The organism is Nakamurella flava (genome assembly GCF_005298075.1).
GTDB classification, from domain to species: Bacteria; Actinomycetota; Actinomycetes; order Mycobacteriales; family Nakamurellaceae; genus Nakamurella; species Nakamurella flava.
The window spans coordinates 143,288-161,337 of the sequence record NZ_SZZH01000001.1; the positions used below are offsets into that span (position 1 = coordinate 143,288).

General features: G+C 73.0%; 14 protein-coding genes. 5 read left to right on the forward strand and 9 right to left on the reverse strand.

The features are described 5' to 3' along the window. Positions 1 to 108 precede the first annotated feature (108 nt). Together FDO65_RS00655 and FDO65_RS00660 are read left to right on the forward strand one after the other, a co-directional pair. Entirely contained in the window at positions 109 to 1,818 is a 1,710-nt protein-coding gene (locus FDO65_RS00655; protein ID WP_137447581.1) for an NAD-dependent malic enzyme, read from the forward strand. Between the two features lie 276 nt (positions 1,819 to 2,094). Beyond that, a complete protein-coding gene (locus FDO65_RS00660) occupies positions 2,095 to 3,213 on the forward strand; it encodes a hypothetical protein (RefSeq protein ID WP_137447582.1) in 1,119 nt (372 codons plus the stop codon). Between the two features lie 148 nt (positions 3,214 to 3,361). Here FDO65_RS00660 and FDO65_RS00665 read toward each other — a convergent pair whose 3' ends face one another. After that, positions 3,362 to 4,753 carry an FAD-binding oxidoreductase gene (locus tag FDO65_RS00665; protein ID WP_137447583.1) on the reverse strand — a complete coding sequence of 464 codons (1,392 nt, stop codon included), beginning with the start codon at positions 4,751 to 4,753 and terminating at the stop codon, positions 3,362 to 3,364. Positions 4,754 to 5,136: 383 nt separating this feature from the next. Between FDO65_RS00665 and FDO65_RS00670 the strand changes: the two genes are divergently transcribed. Beyond that, positions 5,137 to 6,216: a MarR family transcriptional regulator gene (locus FDO65_RS00670; RefSeq protein ID WP_137447584.1), complete on the forward strand. Its 1,080-nt coding sequence runs from the start codon at positions 5,137 to 5,139 to the stop codon at positions 6,214 to 6,216. Positions 6,217 to 6,241: 25 nt separating this feature from the next. Continuing rightward, positions 6,242 to 6,841 carry an ASCH domain-containing protein gene (locus FDO65_RS00675; protein ID WP_137447585.1) on the forward strand — a complete coding sequence of 200 codons (600 nt, stop codon included), beginning with the start codon at positions 6,242 to 6,244 and terminating at the stop codon, positions 6,839 to 6,841. On the opposite strand, the gene FDO65_RS00680 is transcribed toward FDO65_RS00675, so the two are convergent. The 7 genes from FDO65_RS00680 to FDO65_RS00710 form a co-directional block, all read right to left on the reverse strand. Further along, positions 6,829 to 8,997, reverse strand: coding sequence for a 3-hydroxyacyl-CoA dehydrogenase NAD-binding domain-containing protein (locus FDO65_RS00680; RefSeq protein ID WP_137447586.1), 2,169 nt, complete (start codon positions 8,995 to 8,997; stop codon positions 6,829 to 6,831). The two genes, FDO65_RS00675 and FDO65_RS00680, sit on opposite strands and share 13 nt — an antisense overlap. Continuing rightward, positions 8,994 to 10,205, reverse strand: coding sequence for a thiolase family protein (locus FDO65_RS00685; RefSeq protein ID WP_137449351.1), 1,212 nt, complete (start codon positions 10,203 to 10,205; stop codon positions 8,994 to 8,996). The genes FDO65_RS00680 and FDO65_RS00685 overlap by 4 nt, the downstream gene beginning before the upstream one ends. 220 nt (positions 10,206 to 10,425) lie before the next feature. Next, positions 10,426 to 11,682, reverse strand: a complete 1,257-nt coding sequence (locus FDO65_RS00690; protein WP_137449352.1) for an HRDC domain-containing protein — start codon at positions 11,680 to 11,682, stop codon at positions 10,426 to 10,428. Positions 11,683 to 11,863: 181 nt separating this feature from the next. Then, the gene (locus FDO65_RS00695; protein ID WP_240757346.1) at positions 11,864 to 12,523 is read right to left on the reverse strand and encodes a response regulator transcription factor; all 660 of its coding nucleotides are present in this window, start codon (positions 12,521 to 12,523) and stop codon (positions 11,864 to 11,866) included. Positions 12,524 to 12,674: 151 nt separating this feature from the next. Beyond that, on the reverse strand, positions 12,675 to 13,268 hold the full coding sequence (locus FDO65_RS00700) for a DUF3000 domain-containing protein (protein WP_137447587.1): 594 nt from the start codon (positions 13,266 to 13,268) through the stop codon (positions 12,675 to 12,677). Between the two features lie 163 nt (positions 13,269 to 13,431). Continuing rightward, on the reverse strand, positions 13,432 to 14,988 hold the full coding sequence (locus FDO65_RS00705; protein WP_137447588.1) for an alpha/beta fold hydrolase: 1,557 nt from the start codon (positions 14,986 to 14,988) through the stop codon (positions 13,432 to 13,434). 59 nt (positions 14,989 to 15,047) lie between these two features. Further along, positions 15,048 to 15,821 (reverse strand): pyrimidine reductase family protein, encoded by a 774-nt coding sequence (locus FDO65_RS00710; protein ID WP_166441984.1) that lies wholly within the window; start codon positions 15,819 to 15,821, stop codon positions 15,048 to 15,050. Positions 15,822 to 15,914: 93 nt separating this feature from the next. Here FDO65_RS00710 and zapE point away from each other — a divergent pair, with 93 nt between their 5' ends. After that, positions 15,915 to 16,922, forward strand: coding sequence for a cell division protein ZapE (gene zapE / locus FDO65_RS00715; protein WP_137447590.1), 1,008 nt, complete (start codon positions 15,915 to 15,917; stop codon positions 16,920 to 16,922). Here the strand turns inward: zapE and FDO65_RS00720 are convergent. Then, positions 16,887 to 17,981, reverse strand: coding sequence for a hypothetical protein (locus FDO65_RS00720; protein WP_137447591.1), 1,095 nt, complete (start codon positions 17,979 to 17,981; stop codon positions 16,887 to 16,889). The two genes, zapE and FDO65_RS00720, sit on opposite strands and share 36 nt — an antisense overlap. Between the last annotated feature and the right edge of the window lie 69 nt (positions 17,982 to 18,050).

Below are 18,050 nucleotides of genomic sequence, written 5' to 3' on the forward strand. Positions count from 1 at the left end.
GACCAGTAAGTACGTAAGGATGCCCGGAGCGGTTGTTCTGGCCATGCTGATGTGCACGGTCGGTCCAGCCCGTCACCCGCCGACCCCCACCCCGGAGAAAGGTCACCGATGACCGCAGCGCCCTACCGTCTGATCCCCGAGCCGAACGGCGCGGTGCGCGCGGAGGTTCGTCTGCGCGGCAGCTCCGTGCTCTCCTCGCCCGCCCTCAACCGGGGCACCGCCTTCACCCTCGCCGAGCGCGAGGCCCTGCACCTGACCGGTCTGCTCCCCACCGGCGTCTCCACGCTGGAGGGCCAGGTCCGCCGCGTCTACGCGCAGTACAGCGAGACCTCCACGAACCTGCGCAAGTGGGTGCTGCTGGCCAACCTGCGCGACCGCAACGAGGTGCTGTTCTACCGGCTGCTGTCCGAGCACATCTCCGAGATGCTGCCCGTCATCTACACCCCGACCGTCGGCGAGGCCATCGAGCGCTTCAGCCAGGAGTTCCGCCGTCCGAAGGGCGTCTACCTGTCCGTCGACCATCCGGAGGACGTCGAGAACGCCCTGCGCAACACCGGTCTCGGACCGGACGACGTGGATCTGCTCGTGGCCACCGACTCCGAGGGCATCCTGGGGATCGGCGACCAGGGCATCGGCGGCATCGAGATCTCGGTCGGCAAGCTGGCCGTCTACACGGCGGCCGCCGGTATCCATCCGCGTCGCGCCCTGGCCGTCGTGCTCGACGTCGGCACCGACAACCAGAAGCTGCTGAACGACGAACTCTATCTCGGCGAGCGGCACGCCCGCGTCCGTGACGGGCGCTACGACGCGCTCATCGAGGCCTACGTCACCGCCTGCCAGAAACTGTTTCCGAACGCGATGCTGCACTGGGAGGACTTCGGCGCGAGCAACGCCCGCCGGATCCTCAACAAGTACGCCGACCGGGTCTGCACCTTCAATGACGACATGCAGGGCACGGCGGCCGTCGTACTGGCCGCCGCCTTCTCCGCCGTCCGGGCGGCCGGGTCCAAGATGCGTGACCAGCGCATCGTCATCCACGGCGCCGGCACCGCGGGACTCGGCATCGCCGACATGATGCGCGAGCAGATGATCCGGGAGGGGCTGTCGCCGGAAGAGGCCACCGCGCGCTTCTATCCGTTGACCCGCAACGGCCTGCTGACCCACGACAACCCGTTGCTGGACTTCCAGGTGCCCTACGCCCGGCGCCGTGAGGACCTGGCCGACTGGGGTGTCGCGGCCGGCCCGATCAGCCTCACCGACGTGGTGCGCAACGCCCGCCCGACGATGATCATCGGCACGTCCACCCAGCACGGGGCGTTCCCCGAGGAGATCGTGCGGATGATGGCGTCGTTCAACGACCGCCCCATCATCCTGCCGCTGTCCAACCCGACCTCCAAGGCCGAGGCGATCCCGTCGGACCTGCTGGAGTGGACGGACGGCCGGGCGCTGATCGCCACCGGCAGCCCGTTCGAGCCGATCAGCTACGGCGGGATCACCTACCAGATCGCCCAGGCCAACAACGCTCTCGTCTTCCCCGGGCTGGGGCTGGGCGTGACCGTGGCCCGAGCCGACCGGATCACCGACGGTATGATCGCCGCCTCGGCCGACGCCGTCGCCCGCCTGTCGAACGCCACCCAGCGGGGTGCCTCCCTGCTCCCGCCGATGACCGACCTGCGGGCCGTCTCCGCCGCCGTCGCCGTGGCCGTCGCGCAGCAGGCCGAGCAGGAGGGGCACGCCCAGGTCGAGCTGACCGACGTGATCCAGCAGGTGCACGACCACATGTGGCGACCGGTCTACCCCGAGCTCGAGATCCTCTAACTACCCGAGCCTGCGAGGGCGCCAGGAGGCCCCGAAGAGCGTGTCTCGCGTATCTGCGGGACACGCTCCAGCCGCCCGGGCCGGGTCAGCCCTCACAGGGCCCAGAAGGAGAGTGTCCCGCCGCGCGGTCGGGACACTCTCCTTCGCGTTCGGCGGCCCGGCCTGTCCCTGCCTGTCCCTGCCGGCTTCGTCCGCGGGCTTCCCGGCTCGGCCACCCGTGCGTCATGCTGACTTCTCGGGCGACCGTGCGGTCGAGCCCGGCAAGGGGGTGCGACCGTGTCCCTGGCCGACGACACCCCGGATCCGGTCGTCGGTCTGCACGGCGTCCGGACGTTTCGGGTGTCGGCCGACGGCCGCCTCTTGCCCGTCGCCGTGATGACCAACGACTGGGCCACCGGTGCGTGTATCGCCCACTGCACCCGTGGCCACCAGGCCCCGGACATGAACTGCACCTGCGGCATCTACTCGTTCACCAGCTGGCGGGAACTGCGGTCGCAGTACCCCGTTCCGTCCCGGCGGCTGATCGCCGTGGTCGCCCTGGAGGGGGTGACCGTGCAGGGCACCAGGGGCTACCGCTCACAGGCCGGTCGGGTGGTGGACGTCTGGCTGCGCCCCGGCCGTCAGGGGCTGCCCGCCGTCACCGTGGCCCTGCTGCGGGCGAACTACCCCGGTGTCCGCTTCCACGACGAACTGCCGGAGTTGCTCGCTCGCCATCCGGGACTACCGGACCCGTCCCGACCCCGCCGCGAGTTGCTGCGCCGGGGCCTGCGGGACTGGTGGGATCGGGTGCACCGGGCCGGACGTCCGACCGTCCGTCGCGGGCTGGCCGTGCTGGCCGCGGTGCTGCTGGCCACCGTGGCCGCCGTCTCGGTCTCCACGATGGCCCACCCGGCCCTGGGCGGGACGACCGCGCTCACCCTCTCTGCGGTCGGTGCGTCAATGGTCTTCCTGCTGGTGATTGCCGAGATCCCGCTGCAGGTCGCGGTTTTCCTGCGGACAGGGGTCAGTCCGCCGCTGCAGTTCCTGGCCCGACGACCGGCCGGTTCGGTGGGCCGCATCGGTGTGCTGCTCGCCGTCGCCGGGGGGCTGGCCTGCCTGGCCCACCACGACACGGATGCCGCCGGGTCGGCCCTGCCGCTCGTCGTCGGGTGGACGCTGATGATGGTGGTCGAATCGTTCGCCACCGCGGTCGCCCCGACACCGATGCCGGTGCCGACGACGCCGCCCGGGGAGGGACCGATCGTCCGTCCGCACGGAGTCGCTCCGGCTCCGCCGACGTCCCGTCGGCGGTGGGACCATCGCGGCGTCGTGCCCGTGATCGTCACCGTCCCCGGCGGGCCGGCGGACGGTGTGGAGCCGCCGAAGGACACGGGAAAGGAGTGGTGGGATGGGTGACATCGGAGAACCGGTGCGCCGGGTCGAGGTCATCCCGACCGGACCGCCGGTGCTGCCGGTGCCCCGTCCGGAACCGACCCCCGCGCCGAGTCGGTGACCCCCGCAGGTCGTCGGCGGGCCGCATCACCGCACGGCAGCGAGCATGCGCTCAGCGCATCGGCGGACTGCTCTGCTGATGGTGGAAGACGTCCTCCGGGTCGTAGACCGTCTTCACGGCCCGGAGCCGGTCGGCGTTGTCACGCCAGTACGCCCGCTCCCACTCCCGTAGGTCGGGATTCGGCACGTTGACGTAGGCGCCGTCGGCCCACGGTCGGAGCGACCGGGAGAACCGGTCCGCCCAGGACAGGCACTCCTCCGTCTGGGGGTCCTCGGCCGCGGGCCGATCCCCGCGGACTCCCCACACCGCGTCGATCTGCGCGTAGAACCAGCTCTCCCGGTGGGCGAAAGCGCTGCCGCCGAGCGGCTCGCCCGTCAGCACGGCCCCGCCGAGGGCCTGGGTGAAGACGCAGCAGTCGGCCGTCGGTGCGGCCTGCATGAAGGCCGTCACCACCTCCACGGCCAACGCCGGCATCGGCCGGTCCATGAACTGCGACGTGGAGTGCCAGTTCGCCGGTTCGGCATGGGTGGGGACCTGGACGCTGTCGAAGATCCCGGTCCAGGCCTCTTCGACGGCGGTGACCTCCGGCTCGCCGTGGCCGAGGACGGGTGCGAGCAGTTCGACGGCGGCGGCTTCGCTGCCGTCCACCATGACGGCCAGCAGATCGATGCCGTCGCGGCGGATCTCGAGTTGGCTGGTGAGCCGGTGGTCGGCCGCCGGGGCCGTCCGCTGCCAGGCCGCGAGCACGGCGGGAAGATGCGTGAGGCCGGACCACCGGGCGGTGACACGGACCGCGGTGGTCATCGGCTGGGTCCGCATCAGCAGCGAGGTGACGATCCCGATGCCGCCGTTGCCACCCCCGCGCAGCGCCCACAGCAGGTCCGCGTGATGCCGGGTGTCGACGCAGATCGACTGGGCCAGGCCGTCGTCACCGGCCACCACGATCTCGGCCCCGAGCAGCTGGTCGCTCACCAGGCCGAAGGTCCGCGACAGCAGGCCGAAACCACCACCCAGGGTCGCCCCGACCAGCGCCATGGAGCCCTTGTTGCCCAGCGGCACGGTCAACCCGGACCGGCCCAACGCGGCCACCACCTCGCCCTGGGTCAACCCGGCTCCGAGCAGAGCCGTCGGCACGGCGTCCCGTCGGGGGGCGGTGACGGTCACCGCCTTCAGTCCGGAGACGTCGATGATCAGACCGTCGTCGACGGAGGACCACGCGACAAGACTGTGTTCGCCGCTGCGGACCCGGAACTCCATCCGGTGCCGCCGGGCCCAGTCGACCGCATCGATGACGTCCTGGGTGGTGCGTGCGTAGGCCACCGCGGCCGGCCGCCGGGTGATGAAGTGGTTCCACGGGGTGCGGGCGACGTCGTAGTCGGCGTCCCCGGGCCGGACGACCCGACCGGAAAGGCGCAATGCTCCCACTCCTCGTGCCGTCGTCATCCGGTTTCCTTGCTGATGGGGTGGTCGACCCGGGCGGACCGGAGGACACGGGAACGAGACCGGCGGACGCCGGCCGGACGGAGGATACGCATGGCCGTCAGCAGGTGCCGCCGGCCGGGTGGGTGGACGTGGCCGACAGGGCGGCCGGGCACCCACCCCATGGACAGCGCTCACCGATGCCATCGATCATTGCCGTCCCCCGGACTGACCCGTCGCCCACGTCCCCCGGTCAGCAGTGTCCGTAGTCGTCCACCCTGTGATCAAGAACCTGTAGCGGACATGTCCGCAACAGGGCAGAGTTACCGCGACCGCGACCGCGACCGCGTGCGCGAAGGCGTGAGCATCGCGGTCGACGTGCATCCGACGACCCGGGGGGAACGGGCTTGTCCCAGCGCAGGGAACAGATCGACGACCAGGAGTCGGGACGGTACGGGGGGCTCGACCGTTCCTCGCTGGATCGTCTCTCGGCCGGGCGGTCGCGAGACGGCGGCGTGCACCTGTTCGGCCTGACGCCCGACGACGAGACCCTGCTGGCCCAGCTGCACCGCAGTCGGCCGGCCAGCGTGCTCGACGCGGTCGAGCTGTCCCACCGACCCGCGGCGGAGGTGCGGCGATCCCTCGACCGACTGGAGGCCCGCGGACTGGTCGTCGTGCGGGAGGACGGCCTGCGCTACCCGCACCCGGCCGTGGGGACCGCGGACATGGTCTCCGCCCGCATCGGCGCGCTGCGGGCCGACACCGCCGGTGCCCTCGAACGGATCGAGCGGCTGGTCGCCGACCTGCCGTCTCTCCTGCGTCAGTGGTCGGTGGGGGAGGCCGAGGCGGACCACGTCCAGACCGTGACCCTGCACGGCCCGTTGGCCCAGCAGAACCTCTGGTTCGAGGTCGCCGACCACCACGGGGGCTCTCTCGAGTCGGTGATCCCGGACCTGACCGGGTGGGTGGCCGCGTCGGACGCCCGGGTGGACCTGTTCGCCGAGGCCATGGCGGCCAAGGATCGGCTGCGCGGTCTCGTGCCGGCCTGGGTCACGCACACCGAGCACGAACTGGCCCGGTTGCGACGCTTCGAACGTGCGGGCGTCGAGTTCCGCACCCTGGAGGCGCCACCCGGATGGTTCTGGGTCGACGGCGATCAGGTCGCCCTGCCGCTGGTGTGGGGCGATCCGCACCCGGTCAGCGTGATGGCCGTCCGCAACGCCGCCCTCGCCGACCTCGCCCGGCTCTACTTCGACGAGCTGTGGCGGCGTTCCGGCCCGCTGGTGCCCGTCACGACGGACGCCTGGACGCCGTTGCTGCGGCTGATGCGGCAGGGCATCACGCTGGAAACCGCCTCACGCATGGTCGGGGTCAACCCGCGGACCGGCCGCCGGCGGATCGCCACCGCCATGGAGCACTACGGGGTGTCCACCCTGTTCGCGCTCGGGGTGGCGTGGGCGACCGACGGCGGCGATTCGACCGGCTGACCGAACGGTCGGCGATACTGCACCGATGCTGCTGCCGCCGGCCACCGCCCGGGCCGTCCGGGACGGCACCGTCACGCTCGCCTTCCGTCGATGGGATCAACCGCGGGTCGCCGTCGGGGGCACTCAGCGGACCGTTGCCGGCGTCCTGAGGTTCGAGGCCGTGACCGAGGTGCAGGACGCCGAACTCACCGAGAGTGACGCCGTCGCCGCTGGTTTCCCCGACCTGAGGTCGTTGCGCAAAGCCCTCGCCCGCGGTCGGGGCAGTCGGTTGTACCGGGTGCAGCTGGCCTTCGACCGGCCCGACGAACGGGTGGCCCTGCGTGAGACCCGGCCGGACGTCGCGGAGATCGAGCACATCACGGCCACCCTGGATCGGATGGACGCGGGCCGGCGGACGGGGCCGTGGACCCGCGAGATCCTGCGGCTGATCGCCGACCGGCCGGCGGTGCGGGCCCCCGATCTCGCCGCGTCCCTGGGTCGGGAGACCGCGCCGTTCAAGCTGGACGTCCGCCGGCTCAAGGAACTCGGTCTGACCCACAGCCTGGCCGTCGGATACGAGCTCTCCCCGCGCGGTCGCACCTACCTCGACGCGACCGGCGGGTCGGGCGGCGATCAGCCGGGCTGACCCGGGGGCACGCTGGCCACCCCCGGGGGCAGGAACCGCCGGCCGACGGCCCGCTCGGACACCCCCGTGCGGTCCAGGTAGGGCGTGATGCCGCCCAGCCAGAACGGGAACCCGGCACCGGTCAGCATGCCCAGATCGATGTCGGCGGCCTCGGCGACGACTCCTTCGTCGAGCAGTCCGCGGGCCTCGACGGCGACCGCGCGCAGGGCCCGTTCCCGGACCTGTTCGGCGGTCGACGGGCGATCACCCTGCTGCCACAGGGCGGCGACCTCCGGGTCCAGCACCTGCCGGCCGGACTCGTCCCACGACAGGATCGTGGTATGCCCCGCATCGACGATGCGCTGCAGGTTCTCCGACACCGGGAAGCGTTCGCCCAGTTGATCTCTCAAGGTCACCGCGACGTGCTGGGCGACCGCCGGCCCGGTCAGCTGCAGCAGCATCAGCGGGCTCATCGGCAGGCCGAGCGGGTCGAGCGCGGAGTCGGCCACCGCGAACGGCGTCCCCTCGTCCATCGCCGCGAACACCTCGCCCATCAGGCGCAGCAGCAACCGGTTGACGACGAACCCGGGGCCGTCGTTGACCAGGATGGGGCCCTTGCGCAGCGGTTTGGCCAGCGCGAAGGCGGTGGCCAGGGACTCGTCGTCGGTCCGCTCGCCGCGGATGATCTCCAGCAGCGGCATGACCGCGACCGGGTTGAAGAAGTGGAAACCGACGACCCGCTCGGGATGCTCCAGACCACTGGCCATCTCGGTGATGGACAGCGAGGAGGTGTTGGTGGCCAGCACCGTGTCCGGCCGGACGTGCTGTTCGAGTTGCGCGAGGACCTGCTTTTTGACGCTCATCTCCTCGAAGACCGCTTCGACCACGAAATCGGCGTCGGCGTAGGCGGAGTGGTCGAGTGAGCCGGTGACCAGGGCGCGGATGCGGTTGGCCTCGTCGGGGCCGATCTTCTTCTTGCGCAGCAGTCCGTCGACGTCCCGGTGGATGCGGGCCAGGCCCTTGTCCAGGCGGCCCTGGTCGAGTTCGGTGAGCACCACCGGCACCCGCAACCGCCGGGCGAACAGCAGGGCCAGCTGCCCGGCCATCAGACCGGCGCCGACCACCCCGACCTTGGTGATCCTGCGGGCCAGCCGCGGATCGGGCGCGCCGACCGGTTTCTTGGCCCGTTGCTGGGTGAGCTGGAACGAGTAGACCCCGGCTCGGAACTCGTCGGACATGATCAGGTCGGTCTCCAGGTCGGCCTCGGTGGCCAGCCCGGCGTCCAGTTCGGTGTCCCGGGACAGCGCTATCGCATCGAGGGCCCGATAGGCCGCAGGGGCGGCCCCCTTCGTCCGCAGGTCGGCCACGGCTCGGCCGCGTTCCAGGGCCTCCGCCCAGGCGGCATCGTCCGCACCGGCGAAAGGCGTTCGCTCCACGACGATGTCGCCGTCCACGACCCCCGCGGCCCAGCGCAGGGACTGTTCGAGGAAGTCGGCGGCGTCCAGCACGACATCCACCACGCCCAGGGCCAACGCGTCGCCGGGCCGCAGCATGCGGTTCTGGTTGAGCGCGTTCTCCACGATCAGGGTGACCGCGTTGGCCGGTCCGGCGAGCCGCGGGATCAGCTGGGTGCCGCCCCACCCCGGGAGCAGGCCGAGGAAGACCTCCGGTTGGGCGAGGGCGGCCGCGTTGGTCGCCACCGTGCGGTAGTGACACTGCAGCGCCAGTTCCATCCCGCCGCCCATCGCCGCCCCGTTGAGGAAAGCGAACGTCGGGACCGTACTGGTCCGCAGGCGACCGAAGACCCGCTGCCCGGCTCCGATGAACTCGGCCGCCTGGCTGCGGTCGGCGATCCCGCCGACCTGGGACAGATCGGCGCCGACCGCGAAGACGAACGGCTTGCCGGTGACCGCGATCGCGTCCGGGCGGGCGGCGAACGCCTCGTCCAGCGCGGCGTCCAGGCAGGCCAGGCCCTGCGGCCCCAGGGTCGAGGGGCGGGTGTGGTCCTTGCCGTTGTCGACGGTGATGAGCGCGAACCGGAGTGGGGCGCCAGCTCCCCCGGACGACGGCGTCCGCGGCACGTCGACGATGCGGGCGACGGAGCGGGTCACCACCTCGGGCGGCACCGGGAGGGCCGATCGGGTGGGGGTGGCCGTGCGGTCCTCGGTGGTGGTCATGCCGCGCTCCCGTCGGTGTCGCTGCGGTCGGTGGTGTCCTGCCAGTGCGGGTTCTCCCAGATGACGGTGCCGCCCATGCCCAGCCCCACGCACATGGTCGTCAGGCCGTACCGCACCTGGGGGTGCTCGGCGAACTCCCGGGCCAGCTGCGTCATCAGCCGGATGCCGGACGACGCCAGCGGGTGGCCCATGGCGATGGCGCCGCCCCACGGGTTGACCCGCTCGTCCTCGTCGGCCAGCCCGAAATGCTCGATGAAGGCCAGGACCTGGACGGCGAACGCCTCGTTGATCTCGATCAGGCCGATGTCGTCGATGGTCAGACCGGCCTTGGCCAGGGCCTTCTCGGTCGACGGGATCGGACCGGTCCCCATGGTCTCGGGCTCGACCCCGGCGAAGGCGAAGGTGACCATCCGCATCCGCACGGGCAGCCCGTACTCGCGCGCCACGTCCGCGGCGACCAGCAGGCACCCGGTGGCGCCGTCGGTCAGGCCGGAGGCGTTCCCCGCGGTGACCCGGCCGTGCGGCCGGAACGGGGTGCGCAGGCCGGCCAGAGCGTCCGCGGTGGTCCCCGGGCGGGGCAGTTCGTCGGCGGTCGCCAGTCCCCAGCCGAGTTCGGCCGAGCGGGTGGCCACCGGGACCAGGTCGGCCGTGATGTGACCGTTGGCCAGCGCCTTGGCGTACCGCTCCTGGCTGACCACGGCGTAGGCGTCGGCCCGTTCACGGGTCAGACCCGGCCACCGGTCGTGCAGGTTCTCGGCGGTCGCGCCCATGTTGAGGGCGGACGGGTCCACCAGGCGGTCGGCGACGAACCGCGGGTTGGGGTCGGCGCCCTCGCCGATCGGGTGGTGGCCCATGTGTTCCACGCCGCCGGCGATGGCCGCGTCGTAGGCCCCGGCGGCGATCCCGGATGCCACCGTGGTCACGGCGGTCATCGCCCCCGCGCACATCCGGTCGATCGCGAACCCGGGGACGGAGCGGGGGAGTCCGGCCAGCAGGGCCGCGGTGCGGCCGATGGTCAGGCCCTGGTCACCGGTCTGCATGGTGGCGGCGACGGCGACGTCGTCGATGCGTTCCGGTGGCAGTTCGGGCCGCCTCCGCAGCAGCTCGCGGATGACCTTGACCACGAGGTCGTCGGCCCGGGTCTGGGCGTACTGGCCCTTGTCCCCGGCCTTGCCGAACGGGGTGCGGACCCCCTCGACGAAGACCACGTCGTGCAGGGTGCGCGGCGGGTTCCCGTCCGGCGCAGCCTCGCGGGGGCGGCTGGTGACTGCTTCGGACACCACGAACTCCTTCGGTCGTCTCCACCTCGGGTGGCACGGCGGGGTCGGCGCGCGGGCGGGTGGGCAGCGACGCGACCCCCGACGACCCCAATGTTACTCCGGGGTAACTTACGGGCGGAAGGGTCCGGGGCGGGTCGGCGGACGAGGGTCAGCTGTCCGGGGCACCGGCATCGAGCGCGGCCCGCACGAGCGGGGTCACGAGATCCACCTGCCACGGGCGGGCCCCCCGCTCGGCCAGCGCGGCACCGATGGACTCCGCGGTGCCGTCCTCCGGTGGGCTCCACAGCACCCGTCGAACGGTGTCCGGTGACACCAGGTTCTCGACCGGGGTAGCCACCCGTTCGCTCAGTTCGGCCAGGGCCGCGCGTGCGTGCTGTAACCGGGCGGCGGCCCGGGGATCCCGGGCCGACCACTTCGCCGGTGGGGGCGGTCCCTCGCCGGGGGAGCGCACCGGCGGCAGATCCCGGTCCGGCAGGCGCAGAGCGCGGTCGACCGCGGCCAGCCACAGATCGGCGTGCCGCCGCTGCACCCGGCCCGAGAACACCGGAAGGGCCACCAGGGCCTCGATCGTCGTCGGGCGGGCCGACGCGGCGGCGATGATCGCGGTGTCCGGCAGCACTCGGTGCGGCGCGAGATCCCGGCGCCGGGCCAGCCCGTCCCGGGTGGTCCACAGTTCGCGCACCACGGCCAGGGACCGCCGGTCGCTCATCCGGTGCATCCCCGACGTACGGCGCCAGGGCTCCGCCCGGGGGACCGGCGGCGGCGCGTCGACCAAGGCCTGGAACTCCTGCGCGGCCCACTCCCATTTGCCCTGCTCGCGCAGGGTCTTCTCCATCGCGTCGCGCAGCTCGACCAGCACCTCGACGTCCAGCGCGGCGTAGGTCAGCCATTCGTACGGCAGCGGCCGGCTCGACCAGTCGGCCGCGCCGTGTCCCTTGCGCAGGTGCAGGCCGAGCACGTTCTCCACGAGCGGCCCGAGACCGACCCGGGGCAGCCCGGCCAATCGGCCGGCCAACTCGGTGTCGAACAGCCGCCGCGGCCGGATCCCGGCATCGGCCAGGCACGGCAGGTCCTGGTTGGCCGCGTGCAGCACCCATTCCGAACGGGCCAACGGTTCGTCCAGCACCGTCAGGTCACCCAACGGGACGGGATCGAGCAGCACCGTGCCGACATCGGCCCGCCGCAGCTGTACCAGGTAGGCCCGGGCGGAGTAACGGAAACCCGAGGCCCGTTCGGCATCGATCGCCACCGGGTCGGCGGAGCCCCCGGCGAAGCGCTCGGCCCAGGCGGTCAGCTCCAGGGGGTCGACCACCGGACCCGCATACGGATCGCGCGGGGACAGCAGCGGAACGGGGGCGGGAGCCTGGTCGGTACGGGCGTCAAGATCGTCCGGACCGGCCGCCATCGGCGCGGTCGCCGTGGTGTCGTCGGTCGCAGTCACCTGCGGACCGTACCTGTTCGCTCGGCCGTTCGTGGTTCGTTGTCCACCGTTCGCGGTGATCGGACGCCGGGGTTCGCCTCCCGGCCGCGTCCGGCTCCCGGCCCGGTCGCAGAGGCGACGGCCGGTCCTGCCGGGGTGGCCGGACTCAGGAGATGACGCCGGCCCGCATGGCCAGCGCGACCATGTGCGCGCGGTCACCGGTGCCGAGCTTGCGGCCGATCCGCGCCAGATGGCTCTTGACGGTCAGCGCGGACAAGGACAGTTGATCACCGATCCACTTGTTCGACCGGCCGTCGGCGACGAGCCGGATGACCTCGATCTCCCGGGACGACAACTCGTGGATGGTGCTGGGAATGCTGGCGGAAGCGGGATTCGCCCGGCGGCCGATCAGCACCCCGCTCGCGCCGGCGCCGACGGCGTCGATGACCGGGCCGATGTCGGCCGTGGGGGCGAGGGCGACGACTCGCGGCCATCCGGCCTCGCGCAGCGCATGGATCAGGCGCGTCGCATCGGCACCGAGCTGCAGGCTGATCAGGGCCAGATCGCCGCTCACCTGGCGGGCGACCAGATCCTCCACGGCCGCCACCGAGGCGGCCTCCAGGACACGGCCGACGCCGACGTCGCCCAGACTGGTGCGCAGCGGGTCGCGGGTCGCCCGGTCCGGGTCGACGATCAGGACGGTCGCGATGCGGAGCGGGGACGGCGCGGATTCACGCAGAGGCGACCTCTGCGCGGGCAGCACACCCGGACGGGCTCCGTCACCGCGCCGCATCGTCTCAAGGGAGCCGACCACGGGGTTGCTCAAGGGAGATCCTTCCGGTGCGGCGCTTGCGGGACTCGGCCGTCAGGAACGCGACCGGGCAAACACCGGATCAAGTCAGTCGTTGTGTTGTCACCCGAAGTGTGGTTCATGCACCCGTCCGTGGTCAAGCACACGAAGCGAGTAACGCCTGCGATCACCGATCGATCGACCCGGCGTCAGCGGACTCGACCGGCTGGAGCACGGTCACACCCTCCGGCGGAAGCCCGGCGGCCGCCGCCAGGAAGTCGGCGAAGGCCTGCAGGTGGCGATCGGTGTGCTCGTCGGCCGTCCAGCTGGCCCGCAGTTCGACGTCATCGGTCCGGGCCGGCCCGGCGATGTCGCCGAAACGGGTGGAGGAGGTCGCGGTCACAGTTCCGCCCAGCGCCGAGAAGTGTGCCCCGTTCGATTCCAGCGCCTCGGTCAGCCAACTCCACGTGACGTCCGGCAGCAGGGGGTCCTGGGCGATCTCGATGTCGAGCTCACAGGTCGCGAAGACGACCACCCGCAGCGTCCCGCCCCAGGTCTGCACCCCGTCCGGGTCGTACAGCAGGATCAGCCGGCCCGACGCCGCCTCGTCCTCGCGCCCGCCGGAATAGAGGGCGACCGACACGGCGTGACTCCACGGTGCCAGCCGGGCGGGGGCGGGCAGCGCGCCGAGCTCGACCTCGCGGCGGGTGCGGGCGGCATCCAGGCGGCTCACCGCCCGACGGAACTCGGCCGGCCCGGCGGTCGACGGCACGCTCGTCATCGGGCCACCCGGAGGTGGTCGGGGACGCCCGACACCGCGTCGTCGGCGGCATGCGTGGGGCGGTCGGCCGGCATGACGGGACCCTACGACCGGGGACCGTCCATCGGCGTCCTCCCACGCCGAACCCGATCGTGGCCGGTCGGCTCGGCCCGTCCGAGGCAGGTCAGGGCGGGCAGAGGACGTCCGCCGTCGGTGTGGTGCCCGAGACGAGGTACGCCTCGACCGCACCCGTCACGCACGCACTCGCCGGGTAGCTCCCCGAACGCGCTGACTGCCAGGTGACGACGCGAGCCGACGACAACTGCCCGGCCAGGGCACGTACCCCGTCGGCCGGAGCCCACGGATCACCGGTCGAGGAGAGCACCAGCAGAGGCGGGGCGCCGGCGGCCCGCACCGCCCCGAGGGTCGCATCCGGGGCCGGCCAGTTGCCGCACCACCCGAGCAGGCCCACGGTGAACGCCCCGAACAGCGGCGCCCCGGCCCGGGCGGTGGTGGCCGCCGCGGTCAGCTGTTCACTGGTCAGTCGCGTCGCCGTGTCGTTGCACCCGTAGACCAGCGCCGACGACGTCCACCCCGACGTGGGTACCGACGAGCCGTCCGCGCCCACCAGACCGACCCGGGTGGCCAGATCGGCCAGCAGCGGGTCCGCCGCCGAGACCCCCGACGAGCCGGCTGCGGCCACCCGGTCGGCCAGCGCCGGCCAGTCGTCGGGCTCCCCGAGGGACAGGACCAGGTCCAGCAGGACCGAACCACCGGTGGCCCGACCCGACCCGGGGCCGGCGACGGTGTCCAGGTCGGTCACCAGGGTGGACACCCGGGCGCGGGGGTCGTCGCCGAGCGGGCAGCCGTCCTGCCGGGCAAGGCAAGCGGCGGCGAAGGCGTCGAACGTGCTCTCGGCCGTGGCGGCCACCGCCGTCAGCCGATCCACCGCGCCGGCCCGCGGATCCGCCGGCCCGTCCAGCACCATCGCGGCGACCGACCCCGGATAGCGGTCGGCGTAGACCGCGCCCAGGGTCGCGCCCCACCCCCGGCCGAGAAGGCGCAGCCCGCCACCGCCGAGTGCGTCGCGGACCGCGTCGAGCTGGTCGGCGGCGGTCGTGGTGTTGACCGCGGTGAGGTCCGGACCGATCTCGTCGCCGCACTGGAAGGTGAGCTCCCGCGACTGCTCGGCCAGGAGTGCGGCCGCCCCCGGGCTACCGGGGTCGCCGCCCATCGTCAGGAGCGCCTGACCTGCCGTCGATCCCAGGCATCGCACCCCGCGGGGACCCGTGCCGGCGAGATCCACCGTCACCACCGCGAACGCGTCGCGGACCGCCGGTGACAGCCCGGCCGCCACCGCGACCACGGCGTCCGCCGGGTTCTGCCCGGGAGCGCCGGAGACCACCACCAGGGTCGGAGCGTCGGCGGGGACGCCGTCCGCCCGCGCCCGGGCGACCGCGATCGGATCACCCAGCAACCCGCTGCCGTCCGGGCGGACGGTCGCGCAGTCCACGGCGTACCGGACCCCGTCGGCCGTCGCACTCGTCGGCAGGGTGTCGCACGCGGTCCAGCGGACGGGGTCGGCGGTTCGCGGCGCCCCGCCCGCTCCGCTCGGTGGGGACGAGACCGAGGACGAGGCGTCCGTCGACACCGGGGGCAGGCTGCCCGGTCCGGCCGTGGCCAGCGCCGGACGCTGGGACGGGCCGAGCGTGCACCCGGACAGCAACAGCACGGCAGCCACCGTCAGGACCGCCCGGCGGCGCGACGGCCGGCACCCCGGCCGGGGCCTGGACGCCTGGCTCACCGGCCCCGCCGTCGGTAGCGCAGGAACACCGCCCCGTCGGCCACGGCGACGCCGCCCTCGGGGCCGGTGGGCACCCAGTCCGCCTGCTGAGGGAGTTCGACCCCGCCCAGCAGCGAACCGTTGCCGGGGCCGACCATCGTCGGGGCGAGGGTCAGACACAGCTCGTCGAGTCGACCGGCGGCGACCAGCTCCCCGAGGATGCGGGGGCCGCCCTCGCAGTGCACCCGCCGCAGACCGCGGCGACCGAGCGCGGCGACGGCCGCGGGCAGGTCGACCTCGTCCTCGCCGGCGATGATGACGTCCGCGCCGTCGGGTGCCTGGCCGGCCGCGGCCTTCGGGGTGATCACGATCGGCGGCGTGACCGTGTCGGTGAACAACGGCAGGTCCGCGGCCACGCCGCGGTTGGTGACCACGGCAATCGGCGGGGGAGTACCGGGCAGGCCCCACCGCACCCGCCGGGCCATCCGCTCGGGGTCCGCTTCGACGCCGCCGTACCCCTCGGCCCTGACGGTGCCCGATCCGACCAGGATGACGTCGGCCAGATCGCGCAGCACCTGGAAGAGACGCCCGTCCGCGTCATTCCCCAGTCCACCGGACCGCCCGTCGACGCCGATCCCGCCGTCGAGCGAGACGACCATGTTGGCCCGGACCACCGGGCCGTCCGCGAGCTGGTCGTCCGGCCAGGCGTAGAGCATGGCCAGTCGGTCGTCGATGTCGCTCTGGGCGGCGGGGTCCGCCGCCCGCCCGTCGGCCCCCAGCAGGTCGGTCATGGGTCCATCCGTACCAGAGGTCATCGCTGGTCGGACGGGCATCACACCCGGACGGGCCGGTGGCGTTCGTTTCCGCCCGTAGGCTGCTGCCCTGTGTCCGTCCTGGCTCTCGCCGATCAATCGCCAACGATCACGCCGTCCGAGCTGATCTCGGGCCTGGTCCCGCCACCGCGTTTCGACGCCGCCCGGTTCTCCACCTACCGGCCGTCGCCGAACGAGCCGTCGCAGCAGGTCGCGCTGGACACGCTGAGCCGGTACGCCGAACAGATCGCCGACCCGCCCAAGCGTGGCCTGTTCCGCAAGGCCGCTCCGATGGCCGGCGGGTACTACCTCGACGGCGGCTTCGGCGTCGGCAAGACCCACCTGCTGGCTTCGCTCTGGCACGCGGTCCCCGGGCCCCGCGCCTACGGCACGTTCGTCGAGTACACCCACCTGGTCGGAGCGCTCGGGTTCGCCGAGACGGTGAAGCAGCTGTCCGGCCACCGGCTGCTGGCGGTCGACGAGTTCGAACTCGACGATCCGGGCGACACCATGGTGATGACCCGGTTGCTGTCCGAGCTGTCCGACGCCGGCGTCAAACTGGTCGCCACGTCGAACACACTGCCCGACAAGCTGGGGGAGGGGCGGTTCGCCGCCGAGGACTTTCGCCGCGAGATCCACGCTCTGGCCTCACGTTTCGACACGCTGCGGGTGGACGGACCGGACTACCGGCACGCGGGCCTCGCCCCGGCCCCGGCGCCCTCGAGCGACGACGAGGTCCGGTCAGCCGCGGCGGCCGCCGGGCAGGCGTCGTCCGCCTCGCTGGACGACTTCGAGTCGTTGACCACCGCGCTGTCCCGTCTGCACCCCTCGAAGTACGGCCGGCTGCTCGACGGCGTGCCGGCCACCTTCGTCACCGGGGTCCGCCCCCTGGACGACCAGAGCGCCGCGCTGCGCTGGGTGGTGCTCATCGACCGGCTCTACGACCGGACGATCCCGGTCAAGGCATCCGGTGTCCCGCTGGACGAGCTGTTCACGCCCGAGATGCTCAAGGGCGGGTACCGCAAGAAGTACAAGCGAGCGACTTCACGCCTGCTGGCGCTGGCTCGCGAGGCGGGCTGACCGTCCCCGCTGCCGGGCGCCGGTGATCGCCACCGCCCCGGCGGCGACTGCCACGACGATCGCCACCCCGGTGACCAGCAGGGCGGTGGATCGCAGACCACCGGTCAGCTGCTCGGCGAAGATCCGGGTCACCTCGGGCGCGGTCGGGCTGGCGTCCGCGGCGGCGCCGTAGGCCCACTGCAGGGCCAGTCGCAGCACCAGCAGGCCGGCCAGCACGCCGAGCGCGGCGGCCAGCAGCGCCGTCCAGCGCGATCGGCTGAGCGCGACCCCAGCGGCCAGCAGCAGCAGGACGGCGATCGGCAGGGCGACGCCCAGCACGGCCAACGCCGAGTAGTACCCCTGGGCCCGGTCCAGCGTTCCCGGCGCCACCAGCGGCAGCGTGGTCGGCACCGACGGGATCTGCTGCGCCCAGGTCGCCCCGGCCGCGGTGAGCCGCTCCCGCACGGTGTCCAGGACGGAATCCACCCGGATCGCCGTCGCCTGGGCCCGGGCCAGCGCTGGATCGGCCGAGCCGTCCAGCAGGCCGACCAGTGCGGTGTGGGCGGCGGCGTTGGCGCTCACCCAGCTCTGCGCGAAGGCGTCGCTGTGCAGGGCCCGGTCGACCAGTCCGTCGGCCGCGTCCAGCAGCTGGTTCTGCAGCACCGGGGCGAGCAGACCGCCCAACGCCGACACCCGGTCGGAGGCGCCCAGCTCGGACAACCCCGAGGCGAGCAGGGCCTGCGGGTCGGCGTCGGTGATGACCTGGTCGAGCTGGCCGACGGCCCGGGTGCGGAGGGCGTCCAGCACGACGGGGTTGCGGGCCAGCGGTGCGACGGCGTCCAGGTAGGTGTCCTGGTCGGTGACCATCGCGCGGGCCCATTGCGCGGTCACGGCGACCGGGGTCAGGACGCAGCCGACGACGAGGAGCAGGACGGCCGCGACCCGACGCACCCGGGACGGACCCGGCGCCGACGAGGCTGCCGCGCCGACCGGCCGGTCGCCCGGGGTGGTCGGCGGCCCGCCGTCAGCGGGGAGGGCAACCGGCACGTCGTCGGTGGGTTGCACCGTGGGACTGCTCATCGCCGCCTCCGAGGGCGCGGGTGTGGGGCCGCCGCCCTGCCGCTGACGGTAGATCCGCCGCGGCGCGCC

What these genes read in the sequence shown, in the direction of transcription:
- FDO65_RS00700 (WP_137447587.1), bottom strand. Translation starts at nt 13,268, where the DNA reads ATGACGAGCGTGCCGTCGACCGCCGGGCCGGCCGAGTTCCGTCGGGCG.
- FDO65_RS00680 (WP_137447586.1), bottom strand. Translation starts at nt 8,997, where the DNA reads ATGACCACCACCGAGGACCGCACGGCCACCCCCACCCGATCGGCCCTC.
- FDO65_RS00665 (WP_137447583.1), bottom strand. Translation starts at nt 4,753, where the DNA reads ATGACGACGGCACGAGGAGTGGGAGCATTGCGCCTTTCCGGTCGGGTC.
- FDO65_RS00720 (WP_137447591.1), bottom strand. Translation starts at nt 17,981, where the DNA reads ATGAGCAGTCCCACGGTGCAACCCACCGACGACGTGCCGGTTGCCCTC.
- FDO65_RS00690 (WP_137449352.1), bottom strand. Translation starts at nt 11,682, where the DNA reads ATGGCGGCCGGTCCGGACGATCTTGACGCCCGTACCGACCAGGCTCCC.
- FDO65_RS00675 (WP_137447585.1), top strand. Translation starts at nt 6,242, where the DNA reads ATGCTGCTGCCGCCGGCCACCGCCCGGGCCGTCCGGGACGGCACCGTC.
- FDO65_RS00710 (WP_166441984.1), bottom strand. Translation starts at nt 15,821, where the DNA reads ATGACCGACCTGCTGGGGGCCGACGGGCGGGCGGCGGACCCCGCCGCC.
- FDO65_RS00655 (WP_137447581.1), top strand. Translation starts at nt 109, where the DNA reads ATGACCGCAGCGCCCTACCGTCTGATCCCCGAGCCGAACGGCGCGGTG.